This window comes from Paenibacillus sp. J2L1-98, assembly GCF_056269405.1.
The window spans coordinates 206,047-222,345 of the sequence record NZ_JBWDNW010000007.1 but is presented as its reverse complement, the minus strand read 5'-3'; the positions used below and the strand labels follow the sequence as shown (position 1 = coordinate 222,345).

14 protein-coding genes and 1 pseudogene are annotated in these 16,299 nt (G+C 48.0%); 2 read left to right on the top strand and 13 right to left on the bottom strand.

Annotated elements, in window-relative coordinates; genetic code table 11:
* Positions 1–66 precede the first annotated feature (66 nt).
* Positions 67–960: a 2-hydroxy-3-oxopropionate reductase gene (gene garR / locus AC0YNZ_RS15925; RefSeq protein ID WP_475827536.1), complete on the bottom strand. Its 894-nt coding sequence runs from the start codon at positions 958–960 to the stop codon at positions 67–69.
* A 183-nt stretch (positions 961–1,143) separates the two neighbouring features.
* On the opposite strand from garR, the gene AC0YNZ_RS15920 reads away from it, so the two are divergent.
* Complete coding sequence (locus AC0YNZ_RS15920) at positions 1,144–1,764, top strand: GntR family transcriptional regulator (RefSeq protein ID WP_475827535.1); 621 nt, start codon at positions 1,144–1,146, stop codon at positions 1,762–1,764.
* Between the two features lie 371 nt (positions 1,765–2,135).
* Here AC0YNZ_RS15920 and AC0YNZ_RS15915 read toward each other — a convergent pair whose 3' ends face one another.
* The 9 genes and pseudogenes from AC0YNZ_RS15915 to AC0YNZ_RS15875 all read right to left on the bottom strand — a co-directional run bounded on the left by AC0YNZ_RS15915 (position 2,136) and on the right by AC0YNZ_RS15875 (position 10,648).
* A complete protein-coding gene (locus AC0YNZ_RS15915) occupies positions 2,136–3,398 on the bottom strand; it encodes a glucuronate isomerase (protein ID WP_475827534.1) in 1,263 nt (420 codons plus the stop codon).
* Between the two features lie 98 nt (positions 3,399–3,496).
* Positions 3,497–4,156 carry a HoxN/HupN/NixA family nickel/cobalt transporter gene (locus tag AC0YNZ_RS15910; protein WP_475827533.1) on the bottom strand — a complete coding sequence of 220 codons (660 nt, stop codon included), beginning with the start codon at positions 4,154–4,156 and terminating at the stop codon, positions 3,497–3,499.
* Between the two features lie 15 nt (positions 4,157–4,171).
* Positions 4,172–5,587: a nickel pincer cofactor biosynthesis protein LarC gene (larC, locus tag AC0YNZ_RS15905; RefSeq protein WP_475827532.1), complete on the bottom strand. Its 1,416-nt coding sequence runs from the start codon at positions 5,585–5,587 to the stop codon at positions 4,172–4,174.
* Between the two features lies 1 nt (position 5,588).
* Positions 5,589–6,263 (bottom strand): nickel pincer cofactor biosynthesis protein LarB, encoded by a 675-nt coding sequence (larB, locus tag AC0YNZ_RS15900; RefSeq protein WP_475827531.1) that lies wholly within the window; start codon positions 6,261–6,263, stop codon positions 5,589–5,591.
* On the bottom strand, positions 6,260–7,075 hold the full coding sequence (gene larE / locus AC0YNZ_RS15895) for an ATP-dependent sacrificial sulfur transferase LarE (RefSeq protein WP_475827530.1): 816 nt from the start codon (positions 7,073–7,075) through the stop codon (positions 6,260–6,262). Before larE ends, larB begins: the two co-directional genes overlap by 4 nt.
* A gap of 26 nt (positions 7,076–7,101) precedes the next feature.
* Positions 7,102–7,833 carry an FGGY-family carbohydrate kinase gene (locus AC0YNZ_RS15890; RefSeq protein ID WP_475827595.1) on the bottom strand — a complete coding sequence of 244 codons (732 nt, stop codon included), beginning with the start codon at positions 7,831–7,833 and terminating at the stop codon, positions 7,102–7,104.
* A 42-nt stretch (positions 7,834–7,875) separates the two neighbouring features.
* A pseudogene (locus tag AC0YNZ_RS15885) lies at positions 7,876–8,598 on the bottom strand (FGGY family carbohydrate kinase); the annotation flags it as partial.
* Between the two features lie 14 nt (positions 8,599–8,612).
* On the bottom strand, positions 8,613–9,890 hold the full coding sequence (locus tag AC0YNZ_RS15880) for a nickel pincer cofactor-dependent isomerase, group 22 (RefSeq protein ID WP_475827529.1): 1,278 nt from the start codon (positions 9,888–9,890) through the stop codon (positions 8,613–8,615).
* Entirely contained in the window at positions 9,887–10,648 is a 762-nt protein-coding gene (locus AC0YNZ_RS15875; RefSeq protein ID WP_475827528.1) for an SDR family oxidoreductase, read from the bottom strand. Before AC0YNZ_RS15875 ends, AC0YNZ_RS15880 begins: the two co-directional genes overlap by 4 nt.
* Before the next feature lie 172 nt (positions 10,649–10,820).
* On the opposite strand from AC0YNZ_RS15875, the gene AC0YNZ_RS15870 reads away from it, so the two are divergent.
* Positions 10,821–11,810 (top strand): substrate-binding domain-containing protein, encoded by a 990-nt coding sequence (locus AC0YNZ_RS15870; protein WP_475827527.1) that lies wholly within the window; start codon positions 10,821–10,823, stop codon positions 11,808–11,810.
* Between the two features lie 910 nt (positions 11,811–12,720).
* On the opposite strand, the gene ndk is transcribed toward AC0YNZ_RS15870, so the two are convergent.
* The 3 genes from ndk to AC0YNZ_RS15855 are packed head-to-tail and all read right to left on the bottom strand — an operon-like array spanning position 12,721 to position 16,086.
* The gene (ndk, locus tag AC0YNZ_RS15865; RefSeq protein ID WP_475827526.1) at positions 12,721–13,140 is read right to left on the bottom strand and encodes a nucleoside-diphosphate kinase; all 420 of its coding nucleotides are present in this window, start codon (positions 13,138–13,140) and stop codon (positions 12,721–12,723) included.
* A 59-nt stretch (positions 13,141–13,199) separates the two neighbouring features.
* Complete coding sequence (ppdK, locus tag AC0YNZ_RS15860) at positions 13,200–15,905, bottom strand: pyruvate, phosphate dikinase (protein ID WP_475827525.1); 2,706 nt, start codon at positions 15,903–15,905, stop codon at positions 13,200–13,202.
* The gene (locus AC0YNZ_RS15855) at positions 15,898–16,086 is read right to left on the bottom strand and encodes a hypothetical protein (protein ID WP_475827524.1); all 189 of its coding nucleotides are present in this window, start codon (positions 16,084–16,086) and stop codon (positions 15,898–15,900) included. Before AC0YNZ_RS15855 ends, ppdK begins: the two co-directional genes overlap by 8 nt.
* Positions 16,087–16,299 lie beyond the last annotated feature (213 nt).

Below are 16,299 nucleotides of genomic sequence, written 5' to 3'. Positions count from 1 at the left end.
ATTTTGAATGACTTATGATCAAGCTTTAATAACGGTATGCAAATTTTCCTGTTGGCCAGGCTTTTGTTACACGCCTTTAACCTCAACGCCTGCAAGCTTCTCGAAATATTGAACGATGCCGCCATGATCGTCGGCAGCTTTGCCATCGACTTTAAGCGCGTGGAATATTTCCAGCAGCTGGCTGCTCAGCGGCAGCGGCACTCCGATATCATGAGCGGTTTCCATCACATTCGTCATGTCTTTAAGGTTAATATCGATGCGTCCCCCGGCTACGAAGTTGCGCTTCAGAATGAGCGGCACTTTAGCATCGAGCACGGCACTGCCCGCCAGACCGCCGCGGATCGCCTGATACATCTTCTCGACATTGATTCCCGCTTTTGCCGCGAATACGAGCGCTTCCGACATCGCCGCAATGTTGAGATTGACGATAATTTGATTAGCCAGCTTCGCTGTTGCGCCGCAGCCATTGTCGCCGACCAGCGTTACATCTTCTCCGAGCACGTGAAGCACATCCTGCACGCTCTCAAATACGCTCTCACTGCCGCCAACCATAATCGCCAGCGTACCGTCGATCGCTTTCGGCTCTCCTCCGCTTACAGGCGCATCCAGCATATTTAGACCAGCATCAGCCGCTTTCACCGACAGCTCCTTGGATACAACCGGCGAGATCGAGCTCATATCAATGATGACGCTTCCTTTGGATGCCCCATTCAAAATCCCGTTCTCACCCAAAATAACTTCTTTGACATGCTGGGAATTCGGCAGCATCGTAAATATAATTTCGCTGTGCTCTGCAACTTCCTTTGGCGACGCCGCTGCCCTTGCGCCCTCGGCCGCAAGTGCTGTAACAGCCTCTTTATTAATATCGAATACGCTCAGCTCATAACCAGCTTTCAGCAGGTTTGATGACATCGGGCGGCCCATAATGCCCAATCCGATAAATCCGATTCGCTTCTTCATGTTGTTATCCCTCCAACCAATTTTGTAAACGTTGTCAATCGCTATCACTTTTCATATTGTAAACAATATTTTTTATTTTGTATACAGTTTTTTTATTTTGGAATACATTTTCAATTAGCCTAGCCATAAAAGATTGTTTATAGCTGAGCTTTTCGCTAAAGTAGACAGTAGAGGTGAATAAGGATGCAACGCAGCAACCATAAATCCATTACTGCATACCAACAGTCTTACAAAGAGATAAGGGACATGATTCTGAACGGAACGCTTGCCCAAGGAACTAAGCTGGTTGAGGAGAAGCTTGCCGCCGAGCTCAACGTCAGCCGTACACCAATCCGCGAGTCCATCCGCAAGCTGGAGCAGGAAGGGCTTGTCGTCAATAAACGAGTCGTGAAGCTATCGGAAACCGATTTGCGCAACACTTTCGAGCTGAGAAAGCTGATCGAAGGGCATGCGGCTAAGTGCGCTGCCTCCTACTTGTCCGAGAAAGAGCTTCTTGCACTGGAGCATTGCGTAGAAATCGGCCGCTCCGGCGAGCTGGACGAAATTATGGAAGCCAACAAGGAATTCCACGAAATCATCATGCGTGCCAGCAACAATTCGCTCATGATCGATTTATTCGACCGCATGCAATCCGTTATTTATCTATTTCGGCACACCGTCGTTTATCACCACCGCCCCTTTCTCATTGATGAGCACCATGAAATCTGTGAAGCCATAAAGGCGCACAACGGCAATTTCGCAGAGCAGCTGATGAAAGAACATCTGCAGTCTGATCTGGAATTTTGCTTACACCTCATCCGTTAGCGTTTTTGCTTTTCCATCAATCGATACGCATTATGATTTCCTAGCATCACGCAAAAAAAACGGACTTCCATCTCCAAGATGGAAGAGCCGTTTTTTTCTTGATATCGCATATTTCACTCGAACTAATATGAATAAAAGCATGGACTACCGGTAAAATAAAGACGGATTAACTCTGTCTCGTCTCATGCAGGCTGGTCGATCAACGATTGTAAAAATGCAGTTTTTAACGATGAGAGGTCATGAGACTGCTTGCAGCTTCTGATGATTACTCTGTGTCGCTTTTTCTTTTTGCAGCTGTTAAATGAGCTGACGTAAAATATCCAATAACTGTTCGATACGAAGTGTTTCTTTCAAAATATGCCTCTTGCCTCTTACTGCCCCTTGCCAAGAAAGCGCCAGAAATTCCGGTTCAACATATCATCCAAATCTCTTTTTATTTCCTCTTCTGTCACGTTCCAACCGCTATGATGCAGCTTCTCGTATTTGTCCGCCAGCACATTCCCGATGATTTTTCTCGAATACTCCCATTTATAGATCAGCTGCTCGAAGACACGGCAGTCGGAGTGCTGCGGGATCATCGAAGTACCAAGCAGTTCCAAGCGGAATCGCGTCATCTCCTCAACCATGGATTCGATATGCAGAAACCACCAGCATCCAAAAATCATCAGATTGCGGAACTTACGGGCAAGCACCGTCAATTCATGCTGATTTTCTCTAGCCAGCATCGTGATAAGAAACTTCTGCTCCGGATAACGGCGGCATAATGCTTCAACAGCCGACACATCAGACAGCATGCTCATATCGCCTGCTAATCCAAGCGACGGGTTCACTTTTCTCCGGACGCCAATCATAAGCGCAAAAGGAATATTTTGCTCTTGGCATACCGGAATCATAACCTCGTCAATCATCTTGCTTCGATGATCTTCGGCCGGATATTTAAAGTCGCCAGGCATGGAAACAGCAAGATAGAGGGCATCCATACGGATGATCCATTCCGATAGAAAACGGCGGGTTTCCGCTTTCGTCCGATCTGTCCACTCGGCTTGCACATCGTAACCAAGACTTTGAAGCTCATTGACGGCATGCGGCCAGTCATTCAGCAGTGCATCAACCCGAAGCGCTGCATAAAATCGGGGATCTGTTTTCCCTTTGCCTGACTGCCAGATAGGACGTTCTGCGGGATCGAACGGGTCGTTAGTCATGACGATCTTCTCAATACCCGCGATTTGCATGACGGCATCAACCTGTTCATGCACCGTGCGTTTCTCAAGTGCAAGGCGGTAATCGTCCAGGTTACGCGAGGATACGTCCAGTCCAAGGCGTTTGAGAATCGTAATGAAGCCGCTAGCAGCCTCGCTTACCGGAGAATGGTCAAGGAATAGCAATTTCCATATCCAGTCCGCTTGTTCACGTTTGGACATAGACCAGAAGTGACTGTATTCTTCCTCCGACCAGCGGAACGATTCCGAAATCAAATAATGATAGGTCAGCAATTCATCTATGCCCCACAAAAGCAAGTTTCCAAATTCAGGCGCATATAAATGCGTATGCATATCGGTGACGGGCATGCTGAGAGCCAAGCGTTCAACAGTATTTCGTAGATCAGCCAAACTAACAACCGTTTGAGTAGTCATTTTCATTTCCCCTTTTTAGTTATTCCATAGACAGTAATAATTGCCTTATTCCACTTACGTTATATCGCCGATAACAACGTTGTTAAAAAAGACCGCAATTACTCTAGCAAATAGCTTACTCCAAGAACAAAACTGAACAGGCAAGCGGCATACATCGTAATTGGAAGCATTGGACGAATTTTTTTGGATAAATCATGAAACCAAATACTTATAATGGCTATGATCGCATGGGAAATTAGTAAACCGCAGCTGAAGGCCGCGACTGCAAAAATCCCGTGATTAACCGCCGCGGCTCCTGCCACAGTTGTAAACAGCAATAGCTGAGTCGGTGTTTCCGCGCCAATGCCGTGTATAATTCCAATAGTAAATACATTCCGCCGCGTAAAGGTAAACGGCTCGCTGTTACTCCGCCTAAGCTTCTGAAACATGCTAATGCCGCGGCTCCAATAAGCAGCTTTACCATTTCGTCTTCCAAGCAGCATAAGGACCGACATGAATATTAGGGTGAGTCCTACCGCTTTACCCATCAGGTGGTCGGCCCAAATAGGCACGGTCCAAGCAAACAACAAAATGCTGCAGCCCAAAATAAAAATGACTGCCTCATGACCGCCCGCGTACCATAGCGACAGCTTCAACCTTTCTTTTTTCGAACCAGTGCTCCCACCGGTTATGTCGGCCAAAGCCGCTATATGGTCATAATCAATACCATGACGTAAACCAAGCAATATAGACAACGCTAACAAACCTATAAACTCCACTAATATCCCCCTATGCTATTCTTTTAACCGTTTATATACTTCGCGATAGACGGTTTCAAGAGAGACACCAAACGTTCTTGCAGCTTGAGCCGCATCTTCAAATTCTGGAGATTGGCGAATAATCCTCTCTCCGTCAATAGCCTGCTTCACCCGAATGGATCCGAAAGGGGTTTCCACCTGAATCCACTGACGTTCAAGCGCTCTGCGCTGCCATTCGCTCCTGCGTACGCCGAAGGTGGACGTTTCCGCGAGAAGTGTCTCTTCACAACGTTCGCTGTTTGCCGGATAGCATAGAACACTAACGAGAACACCGGGACGATTTTTTTTCATATATACCGGAGTATGATAAACATCGAGTGCTCCGGCTTCGAACAGCCTTTCCATCGCATAACCAAGCGTCTCACCCGTCGAATCATCCACCTGCGCTTCGAGTACGACAATCGTTTCTTTGGCGCTTTCCTTCTGCTCCTGCTGAAATAAAATCGCTCTTACAACGTTCGGATGGTCGAAATTTTTGGTGCCTGCGCCATATCCAATTCGGTCAATCGTCCCAGCAGGCAATGGACCGAATTCAGAGGCCAATGCCTTGACGATCCCAGCACCGGTTGGCGTCGTCAATTCACCCATAGCCGTGAACGAAGATAAAGGCACGCCGCGCAGCAGCTCCGCCGTCGCAGGAGCCGGGATCGGATACAAACCATGGGCCATACGGAGCCTGCCTGTTCCAGTTGGAACGGGAGAAACGATTATTTTTCCGGCATCGAGGCTCTCCAGAGCCAAGCAAACGCCAATAACGTCCAAAATGGAGTCCATCGCTCCCACTTCGTGAAAATGGACGTCGGCCGGGTCCATGCCATGGATCTTGCCTTCCGCTTCGGCGATCAAGCGGAATATCGTCAGACTCCTCTCTTTAACACGCTCTGGCAAGCTTGAAACTTCGATCATCCGAAGAATGTCGGATGCTTTTCTATGCTCGTGCGAGTGCTTATGAGAGTGCTCATGGGAGTGCGAATGAGAATGACCATGTGAGTGAACATGTGTATGCTCATGCGAATGTGAACTCTTATGATGCGTATGAGACTCAATAGAAATAAGCAGTTCATGATGTTGATCATGTTTGTGATCATGTTTATGATCATGGCTGTGATGGCTATGATCATGTTGGTGATCATGTTGGTGATCATGGCTGTGATCATGTTGGTGCAGGTGTACATGACCGTCGTTACGATCAATTTGATCAAAGTTTAGCTTTAGCCATTTCGCCGTAATCCCCCTTCGATCCACCTGTACGAATTCCATCGTAAATGGATCGATTGGCAATTTCACTAAATGGCTGATAATGTAGTCCGGATCAGCACCCAGATCCACCAATGCGGACAGCGCCATATCTCCTGCGATGCCAGAAATACAATCCAAATAGACCGTCCTCATCCTAAGCGCCCTCCGCTACCAATTGTAAGATCATAGCTGCTTGAAAGCCCGCACCGAAGCCGTTATCGATGTTGACCACCGTAACGCCGGCTGCGCACGAGGTCATCATAGCAAGCAGCGTTGTAATGCCTTGTAGATTTGCACCGTATCCTATTGATGTAGGTACGGCTATAACCGGTCTGCGCACAAGTCCTCCGACTACGCTGACCAAGGCGCCCTCCATACCGGCGACCCCGATCACAACCGAAGCTTCCCTAATCCGGTCCTTTTGGCTAAGCAGCCGATCGATCCCAGCAACACCGACGTCAAAGATACGATCGACCTTGCAGCCCATCCATTCAGCAGTCCCTGCCGCTTCCTCTGCCACCGGGATATCTGAAGTCCCTCCGGTCAGCACAGCTACCTTTCCTGGTAGCATCCGCGCAGATTGACCCAGGGAGATGAGTCGGGATCTTTCATCATAACTCGCCTCCGGGTATCTTGCGATCACTCGCTCCGCCATCTCGAATGTTGCCCGGGTAACAAGCGCCCTGCCGTGAATCTCCACGAGCCGGGAGAAGATCGTTTCAACTTGATCCATTGTCTTTCCCTGCCCAAAAACGACCTCCGGATGTCCCGTCCGTTCGCTGCGTCCCACATCAAGCTTGCAGAAACCAAGATCTTCAAACTCATTCATATCGCCGAGCCTCCACGTTCAAGCACTTTATTCATACTGCCGCTGCGATAACCGGAAAGGTCCATTGCCACATAGATAAAACCAAGCTCTTTCAGTCTGTCTGAAATGTGCGAAGCATGACCAATGAGCAGCTCCATTGCTCCTGGTTCCACTTCGATGCGGGCAATATCACCATGACTTCTTACCCTTACTTGACCAAAGCCAAGTGAACGAATATAGCGTTCGGCTTCTCCGACACGGCCAAGCTTCTCGATCGTGATGGTCTCTCCGTATGCGATCCGGGAAGAAAGACAAGCGAATGAAGGCTTATCCCAAGTTGCGAGTCCGTGCTCACGGGACAGATCCCGGATTTCTTCTTTATAAAGACCCGCTTCCTGCAAAGGTCCCCGCACGCCTCGTTCTTTCGCCGCTTGAACCCCTGGCCTATGCTCATTCATGTCGTCTGCTATAAGCCCATAGACGATATGACGGTAAGCCCCGTCCTTTACAAACGGCTCTAAATGCTCGAATAAGCTCTTTTTGCAAAAATAACAACGGTTCGCGTTATTCTCTTTGTAGCCTGGAATATTCAGCTCAGACGTCTCTATCACCTTATGAACCGCTCCTAATCGCTTCGCCAGCTCAATCGCTTCCGCAAGCTCTTCTGTGGGATACGTTTCCGAATCAGCTGTGACGGCCAAGACACGCTCGCTTCCAAGCGTCTTTATTGCGGCATCCAGAAGAAAAGTGCTGTCAACGCCTCCTGAGAACGCAACGACTACGGATTCCATCTCAGTTAGAATCGCTTGCAGCGTGCTATATTTATCATGCATGTTATTGATCCCTCCTTCAGCTAAAGTCACCCGACAGCTGTATGCTGCAGTTCCGATATTTCCCTCATGGACTCTTTTAATCTATCATATATATTTAAATATAGCGGAAGTAATCCTTGATACAGCTTGTGGTTCGCTTCTACCGGTTCAAACAGGATGCCCTCTATCTCCGTCCACCTAAGCAGCGGTCCGCTGCAGCCATCCATGGCATACAATCCAAGCTGTGCAGCTCCTAGTCCTGAGCTTTCTACTGACTCGGGTACACGAACAGGTACGCCCAGCATGTCAGCCATCATCTGGCACCATAATGCAGAACGGGCAAAGCCTCCCGATGCCCGAACCTCCTTAGGCTTTCCTCCTGCCCGCTTCATTAAAGAAACGATCGCCGTAATTTGGAACAAAACACCTTCCATTGCGGCTCGGAGCATATCCTTCTCGATATGAGCCAGTGTCAGTCCGAACATAACTCCTTTGGCCTGCGCGTCCCAGAATGGTGCCCGTTCTCCCGATAAGAGCGGTAGAAAGAGAAGGCCGTTCGCCCCCGGCGGCACAGCAGCAGCTAGAGGAAGTACCTCTTCCAAAGGTTTTCCGGGATATAGACGTTCTGAAATCCACCTGGCAACGATAGCTCCATTGTTGGAGGCCCCTCCTATAATCCAATGATCCTTCGCCAAAGCATAGCAGAACAGCTTCCCTTCCGGATCAAGTGCCGGCCTTGTTACAGTGGCCCGAACAGCGCCGCTCGTGCCAATCGTCACTGCCAGCACCCCTTCGTCCACCGCGCCAATACCGAGATTGGCAAGCACGCCATCCTGCGCTCCGACAATGAACGGTGTGGCCGAACTTAGACCCATACGCTCAGCCGCCTCTTTCTTCAGCCCTTCGATGCGTTCCGTGGTCGGCACTAATCGGGGCAGCTGATTCTCACGGACACCTGCAAGAAGCAAGGCTTCACTATCCCATGTCAAGGTTTCCAGGTTGAATAATCCGGTAGCGCTCGCGATGGAATAATCCATAATCATAATTCCGAATAGCTTATTCAAAATATATTCCTTTATGCCGACGAAATGTTGCGCGGAGCGGAACAGCTCCGGACGTTCTTCCCTCATCCAGATCAGCTTGACGAGCGGCGACATTGGGTGGATCGGTGTCCCCGTCCGCAAATACACCGGCAATCCCGTTCCATCCTTCATCAATCGCTCCGCTTGGGCCGCGCTGCGCTGATCCGCCCAGGTAATGCTTGAGGTGAGCGGGCGTCCATCCGCATCCAGCAATATCAAGCTGTGATTGGCTGAGCTGAAGGCAACACACCGTATATCGTCTGCACATAAACCGCTCTTCTTCATCACATGTCAAACAGCATCTAATACAGCCTCGAATATAACATCGAGATCCTGCTCCGCAAAGCCGGGTCTCGGCGTATGCAGCGGATATGCAATGGAGTGGCTGCAGTGAATTTTCCCTGCAAGATCAACGGCCAAAGTCTTCGTGCTGGTCGTTCCGATATCAATGGCTATAACCATTGTTTTATCTGCACTCATTTTGGTAAATAACCTTCCTCGTCGAACTTCCACTCGTAAGGACCTTCCAAAATTTCAATGCGTGGATTGCTTTTTGCTTCCTCAAGCAGCGCTTCGGAAATTTCAATGGTTCCGAGATGAAGCGTATCGCGTATGCGAACCAGCTTGCATTGTGAATAATCCAGAATGTTACATGTTTTGATCGCAGCTTTAATGGCATCACGGTCATTCTCAAGCGTTGTCGCCTGTTTCGTAGGCGCACAGACTGTTGAGGTTAGTCCATTCGCATAGGTGGCGGGCCAATCTGTCTTACTGACTAACCGGCTCGTCGTAAAATCGGCTGTGCCTACCCCATTTGCATTGCCCTGGGACTCCGGCGTCAGATCGAGGACAACCATCTTGTTCACCTCAGGTCCCCCATGCGCATAAGGTGTCGGGTACCTGCCTGTAATATTCGGATCGGCTCCGTCTCCACTGATGTTCTTACCGATGTAATCGATAACGAGAACATCCAAATCGGTGAAAAGAATTTGCGGGAGCCGGCTCTTCGCCTCTACTAGCAGCTCCTTCTCTCTTTCCTCCATCATGTCCGTTCCGAGTACCTCAATCCGGCAAATTTGGTCGTACGCATTCTCAACGACAGCCACCCCGAACCGGATCGGAAGCTTCTCGATCATAACACGGGCCATTGCGGGTACGTTCTCCGCCATATATTTAAAGCCAAGCTGGTGGCAAGCCTCTGCTCCCTTTTGCTTTCCTAGTCCGATAGAAATCATTTTAAACATACCGCTTTCAATTGTCCCCCGAAAAGCGGTATGCGGCTTGATACGGTTTATAACGACGATTGCGTCAGCTTCCTCAGCTGCGATTTTGTCACAGTAAACCGGCAAGCCATTCGGCAGGCGATCCAGCAATATAACATCCATCGATGATCGGACCGGGCAGCCCATCCGTTCCTCGTCTATACCAAGATGGGCAAGCACCTCTGTCTGCCCTTCAGCTGTCGCTCCTCCATGACTCCCCATACATGGCACAATGAAAGGCTCTGCGCCGATCCTCTTCAACTCATCGATGACTGTCCTGGTCAGCTCATCGATTCGGGAAATTCCACGGCTTCCAACGGCCACCGCAACCTTCTGACCTTCTGTAATTCCCGTTATGGAATCGGCTGTTCGCAGCTGCTCAATCAATTCTCCGATTGGATCCTCAAGTATCGTGTCGTCAAACGATTGACGGATCTTCACTAACTTTGGAATCGGCGTATTCTCAACTAGCTTTCTAAGAATGTCACTCATATGGTCATCGCTCCAAATCCGCCATCTACCCGTAATAAAGTGCCTGTTACAAACGAAGAAGCTTTTGGCGAAGCCAAGTAAACAACCGTTCCCTTAAGCTCCTCCGGATCTCCAAAGCGGTTCATTGGCGTATGCCGCATAATCGATTCAACTCTTTCTGGAGATAATATTTTCTTATTCTGCTCAGCAGGGAAGAAACCTGGAATGATTGCGTTAACCCTTACCTTGTCCGGAGCAAATTCCCGGGCTAAAAATTGGGTAATACTATTCACTCCCGCCTTCGATGCGGAGTAAGTAAACACCTTAGATAGCGGTGGTGAAGAGGACACGGAAGAAATATTAATAATGGAACCGCCATCACCCTGTTCAATCATCCTTTTGCCAAAAACCTGGCATGCCAGAACTACGCTCTTGAGGTTAACATCCATGATCCGGTCCCATTCATCCATTTCTAAGTCAAAAAAAGGTGTCGGGCTATTCGTACCTGAGGCATTTACTAGTGTGTCCACACGTCCGCCCCAAGACAGCACATCCTTCAAAACAGACTCAAGCTCATCTTTCTTAGTCGCATCCGCCTGGAAGGAAACCGCTGTTCCTCCGTTCCGTTCAATTTGCCCGCAAACGAGCCTTGCTTTCTCCATATCCCTGCCGACGACAGCTACCTTTGATCCTGCTTCCGCGAGCGCAGACGACATCGCACTGCCTAAAACCCCATTGCCGCCGATAACGACCGATACTGTATTTTGTAAATCAAACATGAGTTAACCACCCTTAACACCAAATTAACAACGTTGTTATTTTTATGATATCCGATTATGATAGTACTGTCCAGACGAAAAATATACCGCTTTCTTTGGCTAAACCTGTATTTTATGATAAAGTGAACGACAATGAACCCGTACACGTAAAAGTTCCTTCCGGAGGGAAGCCATGGTCACGATCAAAGATATCGCAGAGAGGGCAGGCGTCAGCTTCTCCACAGTCTCCAAGGCGTTAAGAGACAGCCCGCTCGTTCAAAACAAAACAAAACAGCATATCCTTTCAATTGCAAAGGAGATGGGTTACCAGCCCAACATTGCAGCCCGAAGTCTCGTCTCCAAAAGAAGCGGGGCGATAGGCGTCGTATGGCCATCCATCGAACGCGCTGCGCTCTCCACCCTGATTACGAAAATAAACGAACAGCTCGAAAAACAAGGCTACGTCACATTACTTTCGATGAGCAATATCGATTCAGCGATTGAAATCTTCCGCCGGTATCAGGTGGATGCGATTCTTGTTTTCGGGGATAAGGATAGTGTTTCCAGCTCCATGAACTTAAATCCGCTGCAAATACCGGTTCTTACTTATGGGGCAGCCGGTTATTCGCCGTACTCGGCGGTTGACGTAAACCGGGGCCACGCCGTTCGTCTAGCCGTGCGTCATTTGGCAGGATTGGGACATAAAGATATCGCCTATATAGGGAATCCTCAGTCGCCTGATCCGTTGCAAACCGTTAAAATAGAAGCCTTTATAGAGGAACTAACCCGTCTGGGGCTCCCATTCGATAAAGACTCCATTCTCCAGATGAACGGCCTGGAATTTCATGACGGCTATATGGCCGCTCGAGCAATGCTGGACAAGCCGATACGTCCAACTGCTGTCATCAGCGGCGGCATCGATCTGACCCGCGGCATTCTTAGAGCCGTCGGCGAGCGTGGGCTCACCGTACCACAAGATATCTCTATCGTTAGTTACGACAATCTGCCTCAGATGGAAGACCTTGAAATTCCAATGACCGTGGTCGGCGTTGCTATAGCTACCATCACCTCGGTAATCGCAACAACGATTCTCGAGCTGATAGAAACCCCGGATTCACTTAAAACCGTTTATTTGGAGCCAGAGCTGGTAGTCCGCGCCTCCACTACCCGACGGACAGATTAATTATATTCGCGGACGAAACATTATTGTACTTCTGCAAGATTAGATGAACGATATCATGCTATCCGGTTGCGATTTAGGTCCATTTCGTCTGTTGCTTCGGACAATATGATCCGCCGACTGCGGTCCCGAGCTTCACTGCGTAAATCATAACTATAGTAAAAATGATGTAAATAGCCTCGATTGGCGTCTCTGACATTGCTTGAATTTGTACAAATCCTCCCATATTCCCTAAGGTAAGAGCAGTTAATAAGACAGGGTAGCCGATAATAAATAGCAATGATGTAATCTTTCCGCCCCCTTTCGATAGAGTTGCTTAAAACGGCCCGATATTTGACTCAAATTGCTCACCTGTCCTGACACAGCATTTGTAACCGAACAAGCTGTTCCACAAAATGCTAAAAGAGGCTGTCTCAGAAGAATAAATGGCTGCAGGGGCTCTGTTCATTACCTGGCCGAAGCATCGTTCACCGCCCGGCAGTTTAATTCGATTTTCTGAAACTATTGGAAGATCGTTTTCCGATAGCGGCGAGTTAGTTTGATTTTGCCTAATTAAACAGCGTATTAGGAGAGCAGCTTCTTAAAATGACCGATTACGTTTGCAAAATAGAACTAATCCGCCGTTCTCGCATCCCGAGCGCGATTTAGTTTTGTGAAATGAAACTGAATCACTTTTTACATCAGCGAATCGGCAGCTTTTACCCGCTTGCACAAAGCCAAAAAACAAAAAATGGCTGTCTCTCAGGTTTTTATACCTTTTGAAACAGCCTCTTGACATATTTATAATGGAACATCACCGGCGTTAGTCCTCCGGGCAAATACCAGGAGATACACAGCTCCAAATAAAAGAAGGGAAGACACCTGCATACAGGCGCCTTCCCTTCTACTTGCTATTCGGGACGTTATTTGTATATTAAGAGGCCAATGACGCTTGTCTGCCGAAAAATAAGTTAATTTCCCTTTCAGCACTTTCGATTGAATCAGAACCGTGAATAATATTGCTTGCCACGTCCGTAGCAAAGTCGCCGCGAATCGTTCCTATGACTGCTTCTGCAGGATTTGTTGCTCCAATTAAAGCCCGCGATTGTTTGACGACGTTCTTGCCTTCCCATACCATAGCAAATACATGGCCAGCTGAAATAAAATCAACCAGCTCTCCAAAAAATGGCTTATCTTTCAAATCAGAATAGTGCGTTTCTGCTTTCTCCCTTGAAACCACCATAAGCTTGGCATCCCGCAGAATGAAGCCCTTCCGTTCAAATCTCAAAACAATATCGCCGATAAGACCTCTGTTTACTCCATCAGGCTTAATCATAATAAACGTTTGTTCCATCGTAATACCCTCCATTAATTTATAGTTGAACATACAGGCACCAGCTGTTCACATCGTTATTAGACAGCGGCTGTAATATCCTTTTCTTTCTGATAATGTATAGCTGCTTGCGCAGCGGCAATTCGGGCCAAAGGAATGCGATAAGGTGAACAGCTGACATAATCCAAGCCTATTTCATGGCAATAGAAGATGGACTTGCGATCACCGCCATGCTCCCCGCAAATTCCGGTTTTAATGCGGGGTTTCACGCTGCGCCCTGAAGCAACGGCCAATTCAATCAGCTGCCCGACGCCTTCTGTATCCAGCACCTGAAACGGATTATGCTGCAAAATTTTATGATCAAGATAATGAGCAAGGAATTTGTGCTCTGCATCGTCACGGCTGTACCCAAACGTCATTTGGGTCAAATCATTGGTGCCGAATGAAAAAAAGTCAGCATGTGCAGCAATTCTTTTAGCCGTCAGCGCAGCGCGCGGCACTTCGATCATGGTGCCCACTTTGTAATGGCAGTATCGTATTTTTTCCTTGCCGAGCACTTGTAAAGCTACCTTGTCAACGAGTTCCCGCATCACCTTTAATTCAGTAACATCCCCAACCAGCGGGATCATTAATTCCGGGATAACATCCGCTCCCTCGTCTAAGCAGCGGGAAACCGCCTTGAATATGGCTTCGATTTGCATATCATAAATTTCCGGATATACGATCCCGACTCTGCATCCCCGCTGACCTAACATCGGATTTTTTTCTTGCAATGCCTCGACCTTTTGGATCATTTCGCTTAACTGCTGCCGTTCCGCCCGCAGAGCCTTCTTCTCTTCTGTTACTGCTGCAAGCTGCTCCTGACGAATTACATCCAGCATTTGCTCGTGCAGTTCATCAAGATTCGGTAAAAATTCATGAAGCGGCGGATCCAGTAACCGGATCGTCACAGGGAGCCCGGACATCGACTTGAACAATTCATAAAAATCGGATTGCTGCATCGGAAGTATTTTTTCCAAAGCCGCTTTTCGCTCCCCGATTGACTCCGCCAATATCATCTTCTGCACAACAGGCAGTCTAACCGGAGAAAAAAACATATGCTCTGTTCGGCAAAGTCCAATGCCTTCTGCACCAAGACGCCGTGCCACAACCGCATCGCGGGGAGTATCCGCATTTGCCAATACCTTCAACTCGCGAATTTCATCGCTCCAACGAAGAATTTCCTCCAGCTCCCTTGACATTTCTGCTTCTCGCAAAGGAACCTTCCCTTCGATTATACGGCCTGTTCCGCCGTCCAAAGTAATCCAATCGCCTTCGCTCAGAACTGATGAACCGGCATACATCACCTTGTTTATCGGATCAATACGAACGGCCTCGCATCCGCATACACAAGATTTCCCCATTCCGCGAGCAACAACCGCAGCATGGCTTGTTAATCCTCCTCTGCTGGTAAATACGCCCTCAGAAACTAACATGCCTTGAATATCTTCAGGAGTCGTCTCCGGCCTTGCCAGAATGACTTTTTTGCCGGCCTTGCTCCATTCAACGGCTTGCTCGGTATCGAATACAAGCTGGCCCGTCGAAGCGCCTGGAGACGCTGCCAAACCAACGGCTAATACATTTCGAACCTTGGATTCGTCCAGGCCTCTATGCAGTAATTGATCAAGATGGGAAGCTTCGATGCGCATGATGGCTTCGTTCTTGGTAATGACCTGTTCATGTACGAGTTCGACTGCCAATCGCACAGCGGCCTGAGCATTTCGTTTACCGTTTCTTGTCTGGAGTATGTACAATTTCCCCTGCTCAACCGTAAACTCGATATCCTGCATATCCTTGAAATGTTGTTCTAACTGCTTCGCCGCAGTAATCAGCTGCTTATATACTTCAGGCATGCCTTCTTCTAATTGAACGATCGGAAGCGGAGTCCTAGTACCGGCAACCACATCTTCTCCTTGAGCGTTGTAAAGAAACTCGCCAAACAGCTCGTTTGCGCCTGTAGACGGATTTCTGGTAAATAGAACGCCCGTTCCACTCGTTTCGCCTGTATTACCAAATACCATGCTTTGAATATTGACAGCTGTCCCTTGCTTATCTGAGATATGATTTATTTTTCTATAGTATTTCGCTCTAGGATTATGCCAAGACTTGAATACCGCTTCAACCGCCAGCAGCAGCTGCTGCCGTGAATCCTGCGGAAAAGGCTGTCCGGCCTGCTCAATTACACAACGTTTATATATTTCAACGAGCTGCCGTAACGCCTCATCGGAAAGCTGCTGCTCCTGATTAACCTCTTCCTTTTGCAGAAGCATAGAGAGCTTGTTTTCGAAAAAATGATGCTCGATACCAAACACAACATTGCCAAACATTTGGATCAATCTTCTATAACAATCAAAAGCAAAGCGGGGGTTTCCCGTTGTAACGGCCAGGCCTTGAACCGTCTCATCATTCAATCCTAAATTTAGTATAGTATCCATCATGCCGGGCATAGATGTTACTGATCCGGATCGAACCGATACAAGAAGAGGACTCTGAGAACCGCCAAACCGTTGGCCTTTTTGTGTCTCTAATCTCTCCATTGCTTCAAATATTTCGTTTTTCAATGGATCATCCATAAGATTTCCGCGTTTAAAATAGTGCAGACATGCTTCAGTCGTAATCGTATAACCCGGCGGAACAGGCAGGCCGGCCCGTGTCATCTCTGCCAAATTCGCTCCCTTGCCTCCAAGGAGCGATCTCATTTGTCCGTCACCCTCAGTGAAGTCAAAAACCCGCTTCGTACTAGTCAAACTCCTTCACTCCCTCGTATTCATTTTCGCAGCCTTCAGAGCATTCACTATAGAAACGTTTAACGCGGTTTGTTGGAAGAGTAGCGATTATCGAGCTGCATCTTTTACAAATCACATAACCAAGCTCCAAATTATCCGTCTTTTTGTTGCTAACGCTATTCACAACGCTTTGGCTTTCCATCCGTACTCCGCCTCCCGAAGATCGTTTTGTAATTTTGCAATTGCATCCAAATGATCAACTTCTATACGAATACCCCTTACGCAGTCGTACCTAGCAAGTTGTTATGCGAAAGGCTGTGAAATGATCGGCACCCCCTTTATATGTTACATCATAATTCTAATTTAGAACACACTATATAGCAATTAAAAAAGTTAAATAAAACGCATTAATTAC

Excerpts from the sequence above, each read along its gene's own strand:
- garR (WP_475827536.1), bottom strand. The coding sequence starts at position 960 with ATGAAGAAGCGAATCGGATTTATCGGATTGGGCATTATGGGCCGCCCG.
- AC0YNZ_RS15920 (WP_475827535.1), top strand. The coding sequence starts at position 1,144 with ATGCAACGCAGCAACCATAAATCCATTACTGCATACCAACAGTCTTAC.
- AC0YNZ_RS15915 (WP_475827534.1), bottom strand. The coding sequence starts at position 3,398 with ATGACTACTCAAACGGTTGTTAGTTTGGCTGATCTACGAAATACTGTT.
- larC (WP_475827532.1), bottom strand. The coding sequence starts at position 5,587 with ATGAGGACGGTCTATTTGGATTGTATTTCTGGCATCGCAGGAGATATG.
- larB (WP_475827531.1), bottom strand. The coding sequence starts at position 6,263 with ATGAATGAGTTTGAAGATCTTGGTTTCTGCAAGCTTGATGTGGGACGC.
- larE (WP_475827530.1), bottom strand. The coding sequence starts at position 7,075 with ATGCATGATAAATATAGCACGCTGCAAGCGATTCTAACTGAGATGGAA.
- AC0YNZ_RS15880 (WP_475827529.1), bottom strand. The coding sequence starts at position 9,890 with ATGAGTGACATTCTTAGAAAGCTAGTTGAGAATACGCCGATTCCAAAG.
- AC0YNZ_RS15875 (WP_475827528.1), bottom strand. The coding sequence starts at position 10,648 with ATGTTTGATTTACAAAATACAGTATCGGTCGTTATCGGCGGCAATGGG.
- AC0YNZ_RS15870 (WP_475827527.1), top strand. The coding sequence starts at position 10,821 with ATGGTCACGATCAAAGATATCGCAGAGAGGGCAGGCGTCAGCTTCTCC.
- ndk (WP_475827526.1), bottom strand. The coding sequence starts at position 13,140 with ATGGAACAAACGTTTATTATGATTAAGCCTGATGGAGTAAACAGAGGT.
- AC0YNZ_RS15855 (WP_475827524.1), bottom strand. The coding sequence starts at position 16,086 with ATGGAAAGCCAAAGCGTTGTGAATAGCGTTAGCAACAAAAAGACGGAT.